Origin of the sequence: Streptomyces roseicoloratus, assembly GCF_004117935.1 — a bacterium.
Lineage (GTDB): Bacteria > Actinomycetota > Actinomycetes > Streptomycetales > Streptomycetaceae > Streptomyces > Streptomyces roseicoloratus.
On record NZ_SDOY01000091.1, the window covers coordinates 82,417 to 97,948 of the forward strand.

General features: G+C 71.4%; 15 protein-coding genes. 11 read left to right on the forward strand and 4 right to left on the reverse strand.

Annotation, left to right across the window (positions count from 1 at the left end; translation table 11 throughout):
• Positions 1-89 precede the first annotated feature (89 nt).
• The 3 genes from ESG85_RS36565 to ESG85_RS09010 all read left to right on the forward strand — a co-directional run bounded on the left by ESG85_RS36565 (position 90) and on the right by ESG85_RS09010 (position 3,529).
• A complete protein-coding gene (locus ESG85_RS36565; protein WP_128977523.1) occupies positions 90-2,267 on the forward strand; it encodes a type IV secretory system conjugative DNA transfer family protein in 2,178 nt (725 codons plus the stop codon).
• Positions 2,268-2,508: 241 nt separating this feature from the next.
• Positions 2,509-2,826, forward strand: a complete 318-nt coding sequence (locus ESG85_RS09005) for a hypothetical protein (protein WP_128977524.1) — start codon at positions 2,509-2,511, stop codon at positions 2,824-2,826.
• A gap of 118 nt (positions 2,827-2,944) precedes the next feature.
• On the forward strand, positions 2,945-3,529 hold the full coding sequence (locus ESG85_RS09010) for a hypothetical protein (protein WP_128977525.1): 585 nt from the start codon (positions 2,945-2,947) through the stop codon (positions 3,527-3,529).
• Between the two features lie 15 nt (positions 3,530-3,544).
• Here the strand turns inward: ESG85_RS09010 and ESG85_RS09015 are convergent, their stop codons facing one another.
• Positions 3,545-4,489 carry a restriction endonuclease gene (locus ESG85_RS09015; RefSeq protein WP_128977526.1) on the reverse strand — a complete coding sequence of 315 codons (945 nt, stop codon included), beginning with the start codon at positions 4,487-4,489 and terminating at the stop codon, positions 3,545-3,547.
• A 75-nt stretch (positions 4,490-4,564) separates the two neighbouring features.
• On the opposite strand from ESG85_RS09015, the gene ESG85_RS09020 reads away from it, so the two are divergent.
• Both ESG85_RS09020 and ESG85_RS09025 read left to right on the forward strand, forming a co-directional pair.
• Positions 4,565-4,978, forward strand: a complete 414-nt coding sequence (locus tag ESG85_RS09020) for a TraR/DksA family transcriptional regulator (protein WP_128977527.1) — start codon at positions 4,565-4,567, stop codon at positions 4,976-4,978.
• A gap of 46 nt (positions 4,979-5,024) precedes the next feature.
• Positions 5,025-5,384, forward strand: coding sequence for a hypothetical protein (locus ESG85_RS09025; protein WP_128977528.1), 360 nt, complete (start codon positions 5,025-5,027; stop codon positions 5,382-5,384).
• A gap of 103 nt (positions 5,385-5,487) precedes the next feature.
• Here the strand turns inward: ESG85_RS09025 and ESG85_RS09030 are convergent, their stop codons facing one another.
• Together ESG85_RS09030 and ESG85_RS09035 are read right to left on the reverse strand one after the other, a co-directional pair.
• Positions 5,488-5,838, reverse strand: coding sequence for an ASCH domain-containing protein (locus ESG85_RS09030; RefSeq protein WP_128977529.1), 351 nt, complete (start codon positions 5,836-5,838; stop codon positions 5,488-5,490).
• An 18-nt stretch (positions 5,839-5,856) separates the two neighbouring features.
• Positions 5,857-7,434, reverse strand: a complete 1,578-nt coding sequence (locus ESG85_RS09035) for a tetratricopeptide repeat protein (protein ID WP_246094893.1) — start codon at positions 7,432-7,434, stop codon at positions 5,857-5,859.
• A 351-nt stretch (positions 7,435-7,785) separates the two neighbouring features.
• On the opposite strand from ESG85_RS09035, the gene ESG85_RS09040 reads away from it, so the two are divergent.
• The 6 genes from ESG85_RS09040 to alaS all read left to right on the forward strand — a co-directional run bounded on the left by ESG85_RS09040 (position 7,786) and on the right by alaS (position 14,290).
• The gene (locus ESG85_RS09040; protein ID WP_128977530.1) at positions 7,786-8,622 is read left to right on the forward strand and encodes an aspartyl/asparaginyl beta-hydroxylase domain-containing protein; all 837 of its coding nucleotides are present in this window, start codon (positions 7,786-7,788) and stop codon (positions 8,620-8,622) included.
• A 50-nt stretch (positions 8,623-8,672) separates the two neighbouring features.
• Positions 8,673-9,569, forward strand: coding sequence for a hypothetical protein (locus tag ESG85_RS09045; protein WP_128977531.1), 897 nt, complete (start codon positions 8,673-8,675; stop codon positions 9,567-9,569).
• Positions 9,566-10,180, forward strand: coding sequence for an SLOG cluster 4 domain-containing protein (locus tag ESG85_RS09050; protein WP_128977532.1), 615 nt, complete (start codon positions 9,566-9,568; stop codon positions 10,178-10,180). Before ESG85_RS09045 ends, ESG85_RS09050 begins: the two co-directional genes overlap by 4 nt.
• Positions 10,177-10,722 carry an orotate phosphoribosyltransferase gene (locus ESG85_RS09055; protein ID WP_128977533.1) on the forward strand — a complete coding sequence of 182 codons (546 nt, stop codon included), beginning with the start codon at positions 10,177-10,179 and terminating at the stop codon, positions 10,720-10,722. Before ESG85_RS09050 ends, ESG85_RS09055 begins: the two co-directional genes overlap by 4 nt.
• Complete coding sequence (locus ESG85_RS09060; RefSeq protein WP_246094894.1) at positions 10,719-11,396, forward strand: HAD family hydrolase; 678 nt, start codon at positions 10,719-10,721, stop codon at positions 11,394-11,396. Before ESG85_RS09055 ends, ESG85_RS09060 begins: the two co-directional genes overlap by 4 nt.
• 239 nt (positions 11,397-11,635) lie before the next feature.
• Positions 11,636-14,290 carry an alanine--tRNA ligase gene (gene alaS / locus ESG85_RS09065; RefSeq protein WP_128977534.1) on the forward strand — a complete coding sequence of 885 codons (2,655 nt, stop codon included), beginning with the start codon at positions 11,636-11,638 and terminating at the stop codon, positions 14,288-14,290.
• A 165-nt stretch (positions 14,291-14,455) separates the two neighbouring features.
• On the opposite strand, the gene ESG85_RS09070 is transcribed toward alaS, so the two are convergent.
• Complete coding sequence (locus ESG85_RS09070) at positions 14,456-15,346, reverse strand: hypothetical protein (protein ID WP_128977535.1); 891 nt, start codon at positions 15,344-15,346, stop codon at positions 14,456-14,458.
• Positions 15,347-15,532 lie beyond the last annotated feature (186 nt).

The window sequence follows — 15,532 nt, forward strand, 5'->3', positions numbered from 1 at the left end:
GACGGTCGTCCGCGAACCCCGCCGGGTTCGCGGACGACCGCCGCCGACCGAGCACCCGCCCGCCCCCCCCCTCGGAGGAACACACCGTCATGGAACACCTGCCCACCCCGTACGAAGACGAGATCGTCGATGCCGAGCTGCTGCCGCCCGACCATCCCGGCCCCCGCACCGACGAAGACGCCGCGGAGGCTCCCCGGCCGGGCCGCTCCGCCCGCATCGCGGCCGCCGCCCGCGGCGTGCTCGGCTCGGTGGTCCGCCAGGTCGGCACCGGCTGCCGCCACGCCCACCAGCTCACCCGCCACTTCGCCACCGCGGCCAGCGTCTCGGACGAGGAACTGCGCAGGCTCCTGGTCAAGAAGCAGCTCACCCGCCACACGTCGCTGCGCGAAGAGGCCGACGAGCGGACCGCGGAGGTCCGCAAGCAGCTGCAGCGCCTGGACCGCAGGGCCGCCGCCGACGGCTGGACCAAGAGCGACCAGGAACAGGCCAAGGACCTGCGGGCGGAGCTCGCCGGACGCGAACGCGCCCAGACCGGCCTCGCCACGAGGCCGTTCACGCCCATCCAGCCCACCGCCGACCAGATCACCTCCGCCCGCACCCGCACCACCTGGAAGCGGGCCGCGGGCCTGCTGGCCTGCACCTGCGGCGCCCTATACGGCGCCGTCCAGGCCCCCGGCGCCCTCCTGCTCGCCCTGCCGGTGTCCGCGGCCGCCCTGTGGTGGCTGGGCCGCAGCGAGCCCGTGCTGACCGAACGGCCCGTGCCCGAGGCCCTGCTGCTGCCCGAACTCGACGCCCCGGCCCTGGAACAGACCCCCGCCGCTCAGGAACCGGCAGCAGAGGAGCCCGCGCCGGAGCCGGAGACGAACGAGGCGGCGCCGGGTACGGACCCGTTCCCCATCGCCCGCGCCACTACCGGCGAGGAGGTGACCGAATGCCTGCGGCGGGCTCTGGTCGCCGAAGGCGTCAAGGTCGAAGAGGTCCACAGCCCCGAACGCACCCCTTGGGGCTGGCAGGCCACCGCCACCCTGCGGTCCGGCACCTCGGCCACCGTGGTCAAGGCACTGCGGGACCTGGACACGCTGCTGAAGGTCGGGGAGGGCCGCACCCTCGCCCAGGGCGACCCCAACGCCTCGGCCAACGTCCGCATCCGGGTCCTCATGAGCGACCCGTTCGCCGCCATGCCCGAAGCCGTCCACCACGCGCCGCGCTCACTGTCGATCCTGAACCCGGCCGACCTCGGACTCTCCATCGACGGCGAGACGACCGAGGTCATCCTCGCCGGCCAGCACGTGATCATCGTGGCGGTCACCGGCGGCGGCAAGTCCGCCATGGTCCGCGTACTCGCCGACCACATCACCGCCTGCGACGACGCGGTCATCGTCGACATCGACCCCACCGGACGCGGGCTCGGACCCATGCGGGACGCCGCCGTGCTGCGGGCCTACGACGACGACAGCATCGAGCAGGCCCTCGAAGCACTCGTCGCCGAAGCCGAACGCCGCATCGCCGACCTGCCCCCGCACATCGACAACTGGATCCCCACCCCCGACGCCCCGTCCCTCCACGTCGCCGTCGACGAGTACCCCCAGCTCACCCGCCGCGCCAAGCAGCTGGTCCTCAAGCTGCTGAGGATCGGCCGCAAAGCCCGCGTCACCGTCATCCTGTGCACCCAGGACGCCACCGCCGACATCATGGGCGACGCCGTCGCCGACTCCTTCGGCATCCGCGTCCTGATGCCCTGCCGCGAAGCCGACGTCCCCGTGGTCCTCGGCGACCGCACCGCCATCGGCAAGGGCTGGCTGCCCCACGTCCTCATCCCCTCGCCCGGCGAACACGACCCGGCCGACGCCGGAACGTTCTACCTCCTCGCGCCCCGGCACCGGGCCCCCATCATGCGCAAGACCCGCCACATCACCGCCGCCGACGCCGTCCGCCGCACCGCCGAACGCGTCAACGCCGGGATGACCACGCTCGTCCTGGACGGCGTCGGCTCCGAGGAGCCGGCCGAGCTGACCCGCGACGTGCGCCAGCTCCTCGAAGACGTGATCGACGTGATCGACAAGAGCCCGGAGGACCGCATCCACCTCGACCAGCTCGCCGCCGACCTCGCCGCCTACGAACCGGTCCGCTACCGCGGCTGGACCCGCGACGACGTCGGCGAGGCCCTGCGTTCCGCCGGGGTCCGCACCACCACCGTCCGCGTCGCGGGAACCGGCCGTAAAGGCGTCTATCGCCAGGACGTCGCCGATCGCGCCGGAACACCGTAACGCCCAGCTCACAGGCCCTTTCAGGGCCGGAACACAGGCCGGAACGGGCCCGGAACCGCTGCGGAACACCGCCGCCGTTCCGGGCCCGTTCCGCACTCGTTCCCGGCCCTGTTCCGCCCCGGCGACCAGGGGCCGCGGATTGATGGCGGTGATCGCGAAATCACCGAAGTCACCCGTGCGGGCGCCTGCCGGACGCGACACTGAAGCCCTCGTCGTGTCCGCGAACTGGAGGGGCCAGCCTGTGCCGTACGACCCGAGTGACCATCCCCGGGACGCCGCCCGGTCGATCACCAAACTCGTCGAGGACATTGCCAGCGGCAAAGCCGCCTGGGAGGAACCCCGCGACGTCGCCCGGGCCCTGGGCCGGCTCCACGAACTCGCCCAAGCCCTGCCGCAGGCACTCCTGCAGGCGTCCTCGGCGATCGACCGCATGGCCCGCGACCGCGACGACGCCACCACGGTCGCCCGCATCATCGGCGAAGCCGCCACGAGCGCCACCAGCCTCGAGAACCAACTCGGCCGCGCACACGAGGCCGCACGCGAGGTCCGCTCCCGCTGACCCGCCCGGCGGGCCGCCCCGCCGCACCCTCGGGGCCCATTGCAAGGCCCCGCCCACTGACTTGAGCCGACAGAAGGGACAGCGCTGGATGCGCCACCACCCGAGCGGATACCGGGCCGTGTTCACACGCACCAGGGACGGCCGCACCATCACGGTCGACAAGGAGGTTGTGGCCTGGGACGAGGACGGCCAGCCGCTCGTGCTCTTCGGCCGGGCACTGGTCACCCCCATCGGGCTGATCAGCGAGGGTTACACCCTCGCCCGGGTGCAGCAGGTCCCCGTCGTGACCGGAGTGCTGCCCGGCGGCGGCTGGCGGGTGCGCTACCACCAGCAGTACAACGACGGCGTCTACACCCACACCGAGCCCGTCGTCGCCTGGCACACCTTGAGCGACGGCACCACCGTGCCGCTCATGGCCCCCACCCACGGTGAGGAGGACGGCGTCTGGTGCGTCAACGAGGTGGAGCGTGACGGCGACGTGAGCCTCGTGCACCCGGACGGGACCGAGCAGGACCGCGGCGACGTCTTGGCGGCGTTCATGGAGTGGTGCGGCAAGTGCGAGTCCAGCGCCCGCCGATACCGGATCATCGACGGGGTGGACCAGCGCTGCCCGGACTGCCACATCGACCATCCGGCCAACCGCGGCCGGCAACGAGAGCTCGCCCAGGCCCTGGAGAAGAAGCTCACCGCCCAGGCCGACTGACCCGTCCGGCCGCGGTCATGCCGTCACCGCCGCACCGGTGACCGCATCAACGCCGGTGTCACCCCCGGGAACCGGTACTTCGCGGTCGGCCGTCGGCGAAGCGGGAGGACGCTTGGGAAGCTGGCCGGTCTCGGCGAACAGATCGAGCAGGCGTTCGCCACACAGGCTCCACTGCACCATCGTGTTGCAGTCGGCCAGCTGCACACCCAGCTTCCCGGCCAGCGCGGTGGCCGGCTTGGTGAACTTCCCGGTCGTCACCACGAACGCCAGCTCCGCCTCGTGGAGCTGCCGAGTCCCGGCGACCTGCTGGATGACACCCGAACCGATCGTGGTGTCGGCGTCCTGGACGTGCTTGCACTGCACCACCACACGGCGGCCGTCGGGGGCAGGGAGCCGGGCGATGACATCGGCCGCCAGGTCTCCGGCCCCGCCGTTCCAGCGCTCCACGACGAACCCGTCGAAGGTGAGCATGTGGGCTATGTGGTGCTCGAACGTCCGGTGATGCATCGCGTACAGGCGGGTGAAGGCTTCCGCCCACACCCCGCGGGTGTGCTCGTCGTCTGAGGCCGCCACCATGGCCTGGACGCGCCGGGTCCAGGCGTTGACCTTGGTGGCGATCGCGTTGGACTCTGCCGCGGTGGCGTCCGGGGCGAGGGCCTCGGTCCGTTCCTTGAGGCGCCGCACGGTGTCCATCTCGGCGGCCAAGACCTCGAAGTGGCGGACGGATACTTCGTGGCGGGCGGTCAGCAGCACGCGTCGTGCGGCGGTGTCGAGCTGGCTGGCCATCCAGTTCGCGTTGGTGTGGATGTTCTGCAGGTTCTGGCGGTGTACGGCTGCGAACCCGTGGGGGCGATGGTCGAACAGCCCGCCGAAGAACTCGGTGCCGGGGTCGTCCCCGAAGATGTTGAGCAGGTCACCGAGACTGGTTTGCGACGGTCCACCGAAGACATTGTTGATCATGCTCGCAGGCTACTGACCTGCACTGACATCTCCGTTTGGTGTGCATTGTCAGTGGCGTGCGGCAGGCTGGGCGGCATGAGTACGCGTGCGAGCGGCAGCCCGGATTCCCGCGATCAGATCCCGGGCCGGCTGAGCGATGTGGGGCCGGGCTGGCATCCGCTGTTGCGGAGTCTGCACGATCAGCTCGCGGCCCTGGCGCCGGACTATCGGCTGGAGGAGCTCACGGTGAAGCTCGGCGGCCTGCGCCTGTACGTCGCCGACCGGTTCGATGCCGACGGAGAGTTCGACGGCGACTGGGCGGATGCCGCCGGCGCTCTGACCGATGCCGCCGAACTCGCGGCCGAGAAGACATGCGAGTCCTGCGGGGGACCGGGCCGTCCGCGCTTCCACGGTGACCGGCACGGCACCTGGATCCGAACCCTGTGCGACCCGTGCCGCACCAACCGCTCCGCAGCCGCCACCGAGGCCGAGCAGGCCCCCGTCGCATAGAGGCCGCCGGGCTGCGAGAGACAGCGGCCGGACCGACACTGAGGGCATGAGCGATCCGCTGCGGCCGGAGATGATTCCCGGCCCGATCGTGTGTCCGCCATGGTGCAGCCGCGTGCACCCGGGGCCGGACGACAACGTCGAGGACGGCATCATGCACACCTCCGAGGCGGTGGTGTGGGACATGCCGCTGAACCGCGACTTTCCACGGATGCAGTTCGACCTGGTCAGCTTCGACACCCCGCAGCATCGCACCTCGACAGTGCTGGAGGTCAGCGCCGTCGAGAAGAACGCTGTCCCCAAGTCCTTCGACGTCCACAATGGCGCCGAGCTGGACCAGGTGATCAGCGAGCTCAAGCGGACCATCAACGTTCTGGAAGGCTGGCGCGGCTACCTGCCCCCGCGGTGAGGTGGCCTGAGCACTCGGCTCCGTACGCGGTGGTGCACGGCGACGCCGTACGCCCGCGCGTCCCCCTTCTCGAGGAAGGGGGACGTACGTCTTGGGCGTCGGCCTACAGGAGGGTGAGGTGGAGGGCGAATGCGCCCAGGGCTTCCTTCTCGGGCGGGTAGATGTCGCGGATCGCGGCGACGAGCTGGTCGTGGGTCATGTCCGGTCCGCCGATCGCGGCGGGGTCCTCGGCGTCCAGCATCGCGGCGAACGAGCCGTACTCCTTCACCGCGGTGATGAGGGTGGTCAGCTTCTCGTCCGCGCAGGCGATGGTCAGGGTGTCCCCGGCGGCCATCTTGCGGATCTTGGGGTAGCCGACGCGGACCTCGATGGTCTTCGCGCCGGAGGCGATCAGGTCGAAGTACGGCTTGCGGATGCTGAGGGAGTGCTCCGCCCTCTGCTGGTCGCCGGTCACGTTGAATCTCCTTCGGGTTCAGGCTCCGGTGGTTGCGGGCAGGGCCGGGCGGGCGGCCGCGTCGGCGGCGGCCAGCCGTTCGCACAGGCCCTCGACTGCGGCCTGGCGGGGGTAGCGGCGGGTGAGGTACGAGGTGAGGTCGCCGGCCCGGTGGCGCACGGAGTCGACGACACGGCCGGAGTCGAGGGCCTGGTGGCCCAGCGCCACGGCGTCGTCGGGGTCGCCGAGGAGGGCATGGGCGAGGGCCATGTCGATGCGGGCGATGGCCTCCCGGCTGGGGGACCTCGATGCCGCGGGAGCGGCCTCGTAGGTCGCCAGGGCCTGTTCGGCGTGCTGACGGGCTTCTTCGGCCTGGCCGAGCCAGATGTACGAGGTCGCCGGGTAGGAGGTGAGGGCGTAGTCGGCCAGCGGCAGCACGTCCATGCCGAAGCGGCGGGGCGAGCGCGGCGGCAGGAGCCGGTAGGCGTCCTCGGCTGCCCGGTAGGCGGTAGTGAAGCCGTCCGCGTCGCCGTCGGCCGCGGCCGCGCGGGCAGCCTGAGCGTGCAGCCGCACGGTCAGCGGATGGGTGGCCGGGGCCTCGATGAGGCCCTTGAGAGCGGCGTCGCGGGCCTTGCCGGGCCGCTGCTCGTACAGGTTGATGGAGGCGGAGGCGTCCATGGCCCACGCGCACAGCTGGCCGTGTCCGGCCTGCTGGCCGTGGACGAAGGCGTCGGTGGCGAACGCCAGGCCGGTACGGGCCTCGCCGAGGTCGTGGGCGAGCCACGCCAAGAGCTCGGACAGCCAGCCGGCGAACGCCAGCAGTTCGCGTTCCTGGCGGTGGGTGTGACGGCCTTTGAGAAGGGCGTCGACCTTGCGCCGGTAGTCCATCACCGCGTCGAAGACGGCCCTGGGCGGCTTGAGCGAGTACGCCCGGTTGAACTCGGTGACCGCGAGGTCGAGGTGGTCCAGGGTTCCCGAGCCGAGCGAGGTCGCCTCGGCCTGCCGGGTGAACTCCATGGCCTCTGCTGCTGCCTGCTGGAGGATCTGGGCTGCGGCGGCCGGGGAGGCCATGGCCAGTCCGGCGAGCTTGACCGCGTCGCGACGCTTCGTTGCCCCCACCTCCGTGAAGGTCCGCAGACCGGCACCTGCGCCTTCCGTTTTTCCTTGGAGAAGTGTTCCATCCAGGCCGTCCCCGTTCCAAAGCGGATCGGAGTCATCCTGCGCGGGGGCGGGTGAGTAGTCGCGGGCGAATCCCAGCTCGACGGGGTTGGTTGCCAGCAGGCGGCACAGCAGGTCCTGGTAGTCGGGGCTGGGCAGGCCGCCGGCCTCCCAGTCCTTCCAGGACCGTTCGGACAGTCCCACCTTGGCCAGGTTCTCGTCCTCGACGAACTGGTGGGCGGCGGCGACGGCCTGGGCGACGGTCCACCCCACCGCGAGGCGGCGGCACTTGAGGCGGCGGTGGCCGCAGTGGTCCTCGATCTGGGCCGCGATCTGCGCGATGAGGACCTGCGGCACCGGCTCGGGGGAGCCGGCCTCGCCCAGGGCCCGTTCACGTAAGGCTTTGCCGCAGGAGACGTCGTGGACCGCTTGGGTCTGCGGCTTCGCCTGGGATCTCACTGGTTGCCTCCCCTGCGAGCACGATGCGGGCGCCGGTTGCGCCGCCGGTGCTGGCCAACGGTTGCTTGCCTGCCCCGGCAGGAGATCAAACCACCTGGCGAAGGTGGATTCGCCGCCCGCAGGGTGCGGCCGTACCGCCCACGAGGGGCGGTCACCTCTCACTACCTGCGACGACGCGGGCGGATCACTCTGAATCCCGGCGCCGCGTCCGGCCGACGGACCCTTCGACATCGGCCGGCTCCCCCCTTCGGCGGTCACGTCAAGGGGCATCCGGCCGGACGCGTCGCGCCCTCCACCCCCGTCCACATGCCCCAGGCCCCGGCCTGAGGCCGAGAGACCGAGAGGGACTCCATGGAAGACGCACAACCGACCGCGGCCCTGTCCGGGCAGATCGTCCAGCTGGACCGTCTGGACGGTTCGCTGATCGAGCGGATGCGGCACGAGGCCCTGACTGCCCCGGCACCCTGGAAGGCCGAGTACGGCGACTTCCAGTCCGGCGGCTGGTGGACCACGTCGCTGATGAACGCCTCCGGCGACGCCGCCGATGTCAGGATCGCTGACGGCGCCGCCCGCCCCACCGCCCTGCTGGAGCACATGCCCGCCACCGCCGGCCTGCTCGCGGAGCTGGGCCTGAACTACATGTGGGTGCGGCTCGCCCGGCTGGAGCCGAACGCGTTCCTGTGGGAACACCGCGACTACGACGAGCTCGACCAGGTCGAACGCCACCGCCTGCACATCCCGCTGCACACCAACTCCTCCGCGTTCCTGGTCACCGGCGGCACCAAGGTCCACATGGGCGGCGGGCGGATCTGGCGGCTGACCCCGACCTACGCGCACGGGGTCTGCAACCTCCTCGGCCCGGACCGGATCCACCTGATCGCGGACGTCTACGCGGATGACGCCTACGCCCGCCTCGCCGAACGCGCTCAGGAGCCGGCCGAGGCCGAGCACCTGCCGGCCGCGTCGGAGGCGGAGCTGGCCGAACGGCTCGCCGCCGCCCGGCGGCTCGCCGACCTCGGCTACGTGGAGGCCGCCGAACAACTGCTGCTGCGGCTGTTCTACTCCTACGCCCTGCCGGAGGGCACCGCCTACGACCTGATCGCGGGCCTGCACACCGCGCTCGGCGACAGCGAGGCCAACCGCCGCTGGACGGCCGCGAAGTCCAAGCTCCTCGCCCTCGTCCCGTGACCCGGCCCGCACCTGTCCGCGCCACCACCAGCCCGGAAGGACTCCCGCTCATGCCCACCGCACTGTCCCTGGCCCCGGCCGAACTGCACCTGGCCGAACTCACCGAGGCCAACCGGCCCGCCCAGCTGCCGCTGTTGACCCGCATCGCCGGCCTGCTGTCTGCCTCCCCGGCCGTCACCCACCTGCTGGTCCGCGGCTCGCTCGCCTCCGGCACCGCCGACCGCCTCTCCGACGTCGACTTCGTCGTCGGCGTCCACGACCGCGACCTGCCCGCCTTCACCTCGGCCCTGAACGACCTGATGACGGTCGCGGCCGGGGCCCTGCTGCCCGGCTGGCGCGACACCATCGTCGCGGACCTCGGCGGCATCGGCTTCGTCTTCCTCGTCCAGCACGAGGGCAAGCTCCAGCAGGTCGACCTCTACATCGCGCCCGCCTCCCAGATCACCGCCCTGCGACGCAAGGTCGGCGGCAAGATGCTGCTTCAGCGCCCGCCGGCCGAGATCACCACCTCCCAGATCGAGCAGGCCCAGACCCACGTGGCCGAGCTGACGGCCCGGCCGCGCTCGTGCACTGAGCTGCTGATCGAGCACCTGGTCCTGGCGGTGCTGCTGCACAAGCGCATCCAGCGCGGTCAGCGGTTCGTCGCCTACGCCGAGTGGCACCTGCTGCACACTGCGACGAAGGACCTGATCAAGACCGCGCTCGCGCCGACCTCGCGGTTCTGGGGCTGGTACCAGCTGCGGGAGGAGCTCGTGCTCACCCCGATCGGCCGGGCCTGCCTGGCCGACCTGGACGCCGCGATCACCTCCCCGGCCGTCCCCGCGGCCGCCGACGTCAACGCCGCCCTGGACCGGGTGATCGTGCTGACCGAGCGGGCCTGCCCGAACGCCCTGGACGGCCTGGCGGACGCGCTGACCGCCTACCGCACCTACCTGGAGCTGGCGTGAAGCCCCAGGCCAGCCGCCTCCCCGTCCCGGCCTCCGGCCGGGACGGGGCCCAGGGCCGGCAGAAGACGGCGGTGTTCTTCGGCGGCGTGGTCCCCGTCGGACCGGACGAGGAACGCCTCGCCGAAGAGGTCGGCATGGCCCTGGCCGGAGCCGGGTTCGCGCTGCTGCACGGCGGCTACAACGGGCTGATGGAAGCAGCCGCCCGCGGGGCTACGGCCAAGGGCGGCACGGTCACCGCCGTCACCCTCGCCGACAAGCACACCCAGTGGGGCGAATTCAACCCGTACGTCACCGACGAGGTTCACCTGCCGGACCTCGGCGCCCGCCTCAACCACTACCTTGACTCGGCGGACCTGGTGGTCGCGATGGGCGGCGGAGTCGGCACCCTGCACGAGCTGACCGCCGCCCTCTACTACGCGGGCAACATCCGCCCCGTCCCCGTCTGGATCACCGGCCCCACCGCGCTCGGGCTGCTGGCCTTCCTGCGGCGCGAGAAGTGGCTGTTCGAGACGCCCACCCGCCCGCTGGGCTTCATCAGCCCGATCGCGTCGGCGGCCGCGTTCGCCACCCAGCTCCACACCCTGACAGCCGAGAAGGAGGCCGGAGCATGACCGTCACCACCACCGCCACCCTGGCGGCCCGGGTCGCCGAGACGGCCTGCGTCGCCGACGCGTTCACCCTGGCCGACGGACAGGTACTGGACGCGTACTTCGACGAGTACCGCCTGGCCGCCTACCCGCAGTTGCTGCACGACGTCGCCGACGCGATGGCCGCCCTCGTCCCTGAGGACGCCGAGGTGCTGGCCGGGATCGAGCTCGGCGGCGTCCCCCTGGTCATCGCCCTGTCGGCCGCGACTGGACTGCCGGCCGCGTTCCTCAGGCGGCTGCCCAAGCGCTACGGCTCCAAGCGGCAGATCGAGGGCGCCGACGTCACCGGGCGGCGGGTCGTCCTAGTCGACGACGTGGTCCGTTCCGGCGGCCAGCTGCTGGCCATGACCCGGATACTGCGGGTCGCCGGAGCCCCGGTCACCCACGCGCTGTGCGTACTGGAGCGCCCGCTCGGCGGGAGGATCCTGCTGGACGAGCATGGCGTCGCCCTCCACCCGCTGCTGACCGAGGCCGACCTGCCCACCACCAAGGGGGTGGCGTCGTGACGGGGGCTGCGCTGTTCGACATGGACGGGGTCCTGCTGGACAGCCGGACCGCGATGCTGGCTACCCTCGCCGGGGTCGCGACCGCCGCCCTTGGACGCCGCATCACCGCCGCCGACCTGCCGCCGGACGCGCTCACCACCCCGCGGGTGGAGGTCCTGACCGGACTCGGGGTCGTCGACCCGGACGAGGTCTGCGCCCTCTGGTGGGATGCGGCCCTGGCCACCGCCGCCGGCACCGCCCTGTTCCCGGGAGTGCTGGAAGGGCTGACGGCGATCAAGGCCGCCGGGATCGCGACGGGCCTGGTCACCCTGCAGACCCGCACCCGGCTGCCCTGGCTGCTGCCGCCGGCCGTCCTCGCGCTGCTGGACGTGACCGTCTGCCGGGAGGACGCCGAACCCAAACCCGCCCCGGACGGGCTCTTGCTCGCCCTGGGCAAGCTCGGCGCCTCCCCGTACGAGACGGTGTTCCTCGGCGACACGGTCGGGGACATCGCGGCCGCCCGCGCGGCCGGCATCACCCCGCTCGGGGCCGCATGGGGCTACGCCGGACCCGCCGCCCTCAAGGCGGCCGGGCCCGCCACGGTCCTGGACGATCCGGCCCTCATCGGGCCGGGCCTGCTGGACTTCACGTCCTGCCAGACCGCCGGGCTCACGGCGACGACACGCACACGCTAAGCGATCTTGACGCCGGACCCGCTACAGTCGGTGGTGCAGCAGACCAGGACAGCAGCTCTGGGGTCTGCTGCACCACCGATGTGATCAACGGATCTGGAGTCAAGGTGCGGCCCATGGGGGCGCGAGCTATCTGCGTCGAGCTGGAGAACTGAGAACCCTCTCAGTCCCTGTTCTCGGCCCGGCTCGGCGTGTGATCTCCCCTCCCACCTTCCGTGACTCTTCCGTGAGGCCATCCAGCCATGCGCTCGACGCAGATCCGTCAGACCTTCACCGACTTCTTCACCTCCCGTGGCCACCAGCTGGTGCCCTCCAGCCCGCTGGTTCCGGACGACCCGACCCTGCTGCTGGCCAACGCCGGGATGAACCAGTTCAAGCCCTACTTCCTGGGTGAGACGACTCCGCCGTTCTCCCGCGCGACCAGCATCCAGAAGTGCGCCCGCACCTCCGACATCGACAACGTCGGCCGTACCAACCGGCACGCGACGTTCTTCGAGATGATGGGCAACTTCTCCTTCGGCGACTACTTCAAGGAAGACGCCATCGCCTTCGCCTGGGAACTCCTCACCAAGGGCTACAACCTGGAGAAGGACAAGCTCTGGATCACCGTCTTCGAGGACGACGACGAGGCCGAGCACATCTGGCGCCGCATCGGCGTCCCCGCCTCCCGCATCCAGCGCCTGGGCATGGAGGACAACTACTGGTCCATGGGCGTCCCCGGCCCCTGCGGCCCCTGCTCGGAGGTCAACTACGACCGCGGCCCCGCCTTCGGCAAGGAGGGCGGCCCCGCCATCGACGGCGAACGCTACGTGGAGATCTGGAACCTGGTCTTCATGCAGTTCCAGCGCGGCGAGGGCGACAAGAAGGGCAACTTCCCCATCCTCGGCGAGCTCGCCCGCAAGGGCGTCGACACCGGCCTCGGCCTGGACCGGCTCGCCGCGATCCTCCAGGACGCCCAGAACGTCTGCACCACCGACCTGCTCCTGCCCACCTTCCACACCGTCCAGGACCTCGCCGGCCGCAAGGCCCCCGCCGAGGGCGAGGAGAAGGTGTCCTTCCAGGTCGTCACCGAGCACGCCCGCTCCATCGCCTTCCTCATCGCCGACGGCGTCCTGCCCGCCAAGGACGGCCGCGGCTACGTCCTGCGGCGCCTGATGCGACGCGCGATCCGCCACGCGCGTCTGCTCGGCATCGACGGCCCCGTCCTGCCCGCCGCTACCGCCTCGGTGATCGGCAACCTCGGCAGCGTCTGGCCCGAGCTGACCGGCCAGGCCGCGCTGATCGAGCAGGTCGTCACCGCCGAGGAAGAGTCCTTCACTCGCACCCTCGCCCAGGGCACGAGGCTGCTGGACGCCGCGATCAGCCGCACCCAGCACAGCGGCTCGGCCGCCCTGCCCGGCGAGACCGCGTTCGAGCTCGCCGACACCTACGGCTTCCCCCTCGAGCTGACCGTCGAGGCCGCCCGCGACGCCGGACTGACCGTCGACGAGGACCGCTTCGCCGCACTCCTGGACGAGCAGAAGAAGCGCGCTAAGGCCGGAGGCAAGGCCAAGACCGCCGAGGCCCTGCGCAAGATGGACACCTACCGCGAGCTGGCCTCCCGCCTGCCCCGCACCGAGTTCCTCGGCTACGAGCACTTGGACGCCGAGGCCACCGTCACCGGCCTCATGTCCGGAGGCAGCGTCGTCACCACCGCCGGGCAAGGAACCGAGGTCGAGCTCGTGCTGGACCGCTCGCCCTTCTACGCCGAGGCTGGCGGCCAGATCGGCGATACCGGCACCCTGACCATGGGCGACGGCACCCGCCTGCAGATCACCGACACCCGCTACGGCCTGGAAGGCTTCCGCGTCCACACCGCCCGCGTCCTCGAAGGCGAACTCCGCACCGGCGCCGTCGGCGAAGCCGTTGTGGACGCCGAACGCCGGGCCGGTCTGATGCGGTCGCACTCGGCCACCCACATCCTGCACGCTGTCGTCATGGCCACCCTCGGCGAGCACGCCCGCCAGCAGGGCTCCCTCGTCGAGCCCGACCGGCTCCGCTTCGACTTCGCCCACTTCACCGCCCTCACCCCCGACCAGCTCCACCAGATCGAGCAGGCCGTCAACGGCCACGTCCTCGACGACCCGAACGTGCGGGCCTGGTACGCCGACCGCGCCGAAGCCGAGGCCGCCGGCGCCATCGCCCTGTTCGGCGAGAAGTACGGCGACACCGTCCGCATCGTCGACATCGGCGACTTCTCACGCGAGCTCTGCGGCGGCACCCACGTCGCCCACGGCTCCCAGGTCGGCGCCTTCCGCCTCCTGTCCGAATCCTCGATCGGCTCCAACCTCCGCCGCGTCGAAGCCCTCACCGGCCACGGCACCCTCCGCCACCAGGACACCGAACGGCGCCTGCTGAACGAACTCGCTAGCCTCCTCGGCACCCGCCCCGCCGACGCCCCCGCGGCCTTGAACAAGCGGCTGGAAGCCCTCGCCGCCGCCCAGGCCGAGCTGGGACAACTGCGGGCCGCCGAACTGCGTTCCCAGGCCGTACAGCTCGCCGGTACAGCCCGCCCCGCCGATGGCGGACAGCTCGTCGCCCAGAGGGTCACCGGCGTCACGCCCGACGAGCTGCGACAGCTGGCCTCCGAAACCCTGGCCCAGCTGCCCTCCGGGCCCGCGGTCACGGTCCTGGCCCTGGAACACTCCGGCAAGGCCCTGCTCGTCGCTGCCATCACACCTCACCTCCTCGACCGCGGCATCCAGGCCGCCCAGGTCATCGCCCGCGCCGCGAAGACGGTCGGCGGCGGAGGCGGCGGCACCGGAGCCCTGGCCAGCGCGGGCGGACGCCGCCCCGAACACCTCGACCAGGCCCTCACCACCGCAACCGAGGACGCCACCGCTCTCCTGACCCAGTGACGGACGCCCGCCATCCCTGAACTCTCCGCAGCCCTCGTGCAGGGTGTAGGGGGGATGAATACACGTGGGCCTCCGCGCTGGCGGAGGCCCACGATTCATCTGTAGCGCCGAAGTGGGCGGCTGGAACCTCGGATCAACGGTCCCTGCCGCCGATTCCCATGGCCGTCAGGCCGGCGGGCCGCTGGCGTTCTGGGCGGCCGCCGTACGCGGGGCGGGAACGTGCGGTCGCGTCCCGGAAGGTGAGTTGCCGTTGTCGCGGTCCGCGGGGCCAGGGGCGCCGAACTCATCGGTCAGCGTCTCCGGGCCGACGCCGTTGTCCCGGATGAACGCCATGAATGGCCTGATCCGGTCCAGGTTGCCGGTCATCGTGGCAGTGATAACGGCGGACACGACGAAGACCAGGATGGGCACGAAGAACAGGGTCGACCCCGTCCCGCCCAGCACCAGCGTCAGCAACAGAACGACCGCCGCAACGCCAGCGGCCGGCCCGAACACACGGATCGCCACCCGGCCCTCAAGCGCGTCGGGACCGACCCCGCGGGCAAGATCTCTTTCAGGCAACAGGGCGCCGTAGTCACAGCGCGCCTGCGCGGACGCTATCCGCACAGCCAGCCGCGCCAGCTCCCTGACCGCCTCGTCCCGGCTCTCGATCAGCCGCGTGGTCTGCACCGTCAGCACCGCGTTGACCCGGCGCCCGTGCATCATCAGCTTGATCCGACTGCCGTAGTAGTGCCGCAGGCCCCCGCTCTTGCTCGCGCTGAACCTGATCCGCGCCTGCAAGGCGGTGACCGCATCCAGAACCTTCTCCATCGCCGCGTGCCGGGACCTGCCCGGCCCGGACGCGGACAGAGCGGCCAGCCTCGGCAAGAGGTCAAGGGCAGCGGAGACGACCTCGTCGGCCTGACGCGGGGGCCGGCCGCGAGTCACCTTCTCGTGCTTGATCAGCCAGGACGCCAGCCATAAGCCCAGGAAGACGATCCCCGCTATGGCTGCAGCCGCAGCGGAAACGGCGAGCTCCTCCGCAGGGGGGATCACCGGTCCGTGCTTGTCTTTCAAGGAGTAGAGCGTCCCCGCCCTGTACAAGACGAAGGCGCCGAAGGCCAGCCCCAGAGCCTGGCCGGTGTACGACAACGCCGCCCTCAAGAACCGGCCCTGTTCTCGTATAGCTACGGCGAACGGACATGTAGCGCTGTGTGATTGCCCTGGTGTTCGTTTCTCCTGGCTGGGCGCCTCGTTGAGCTG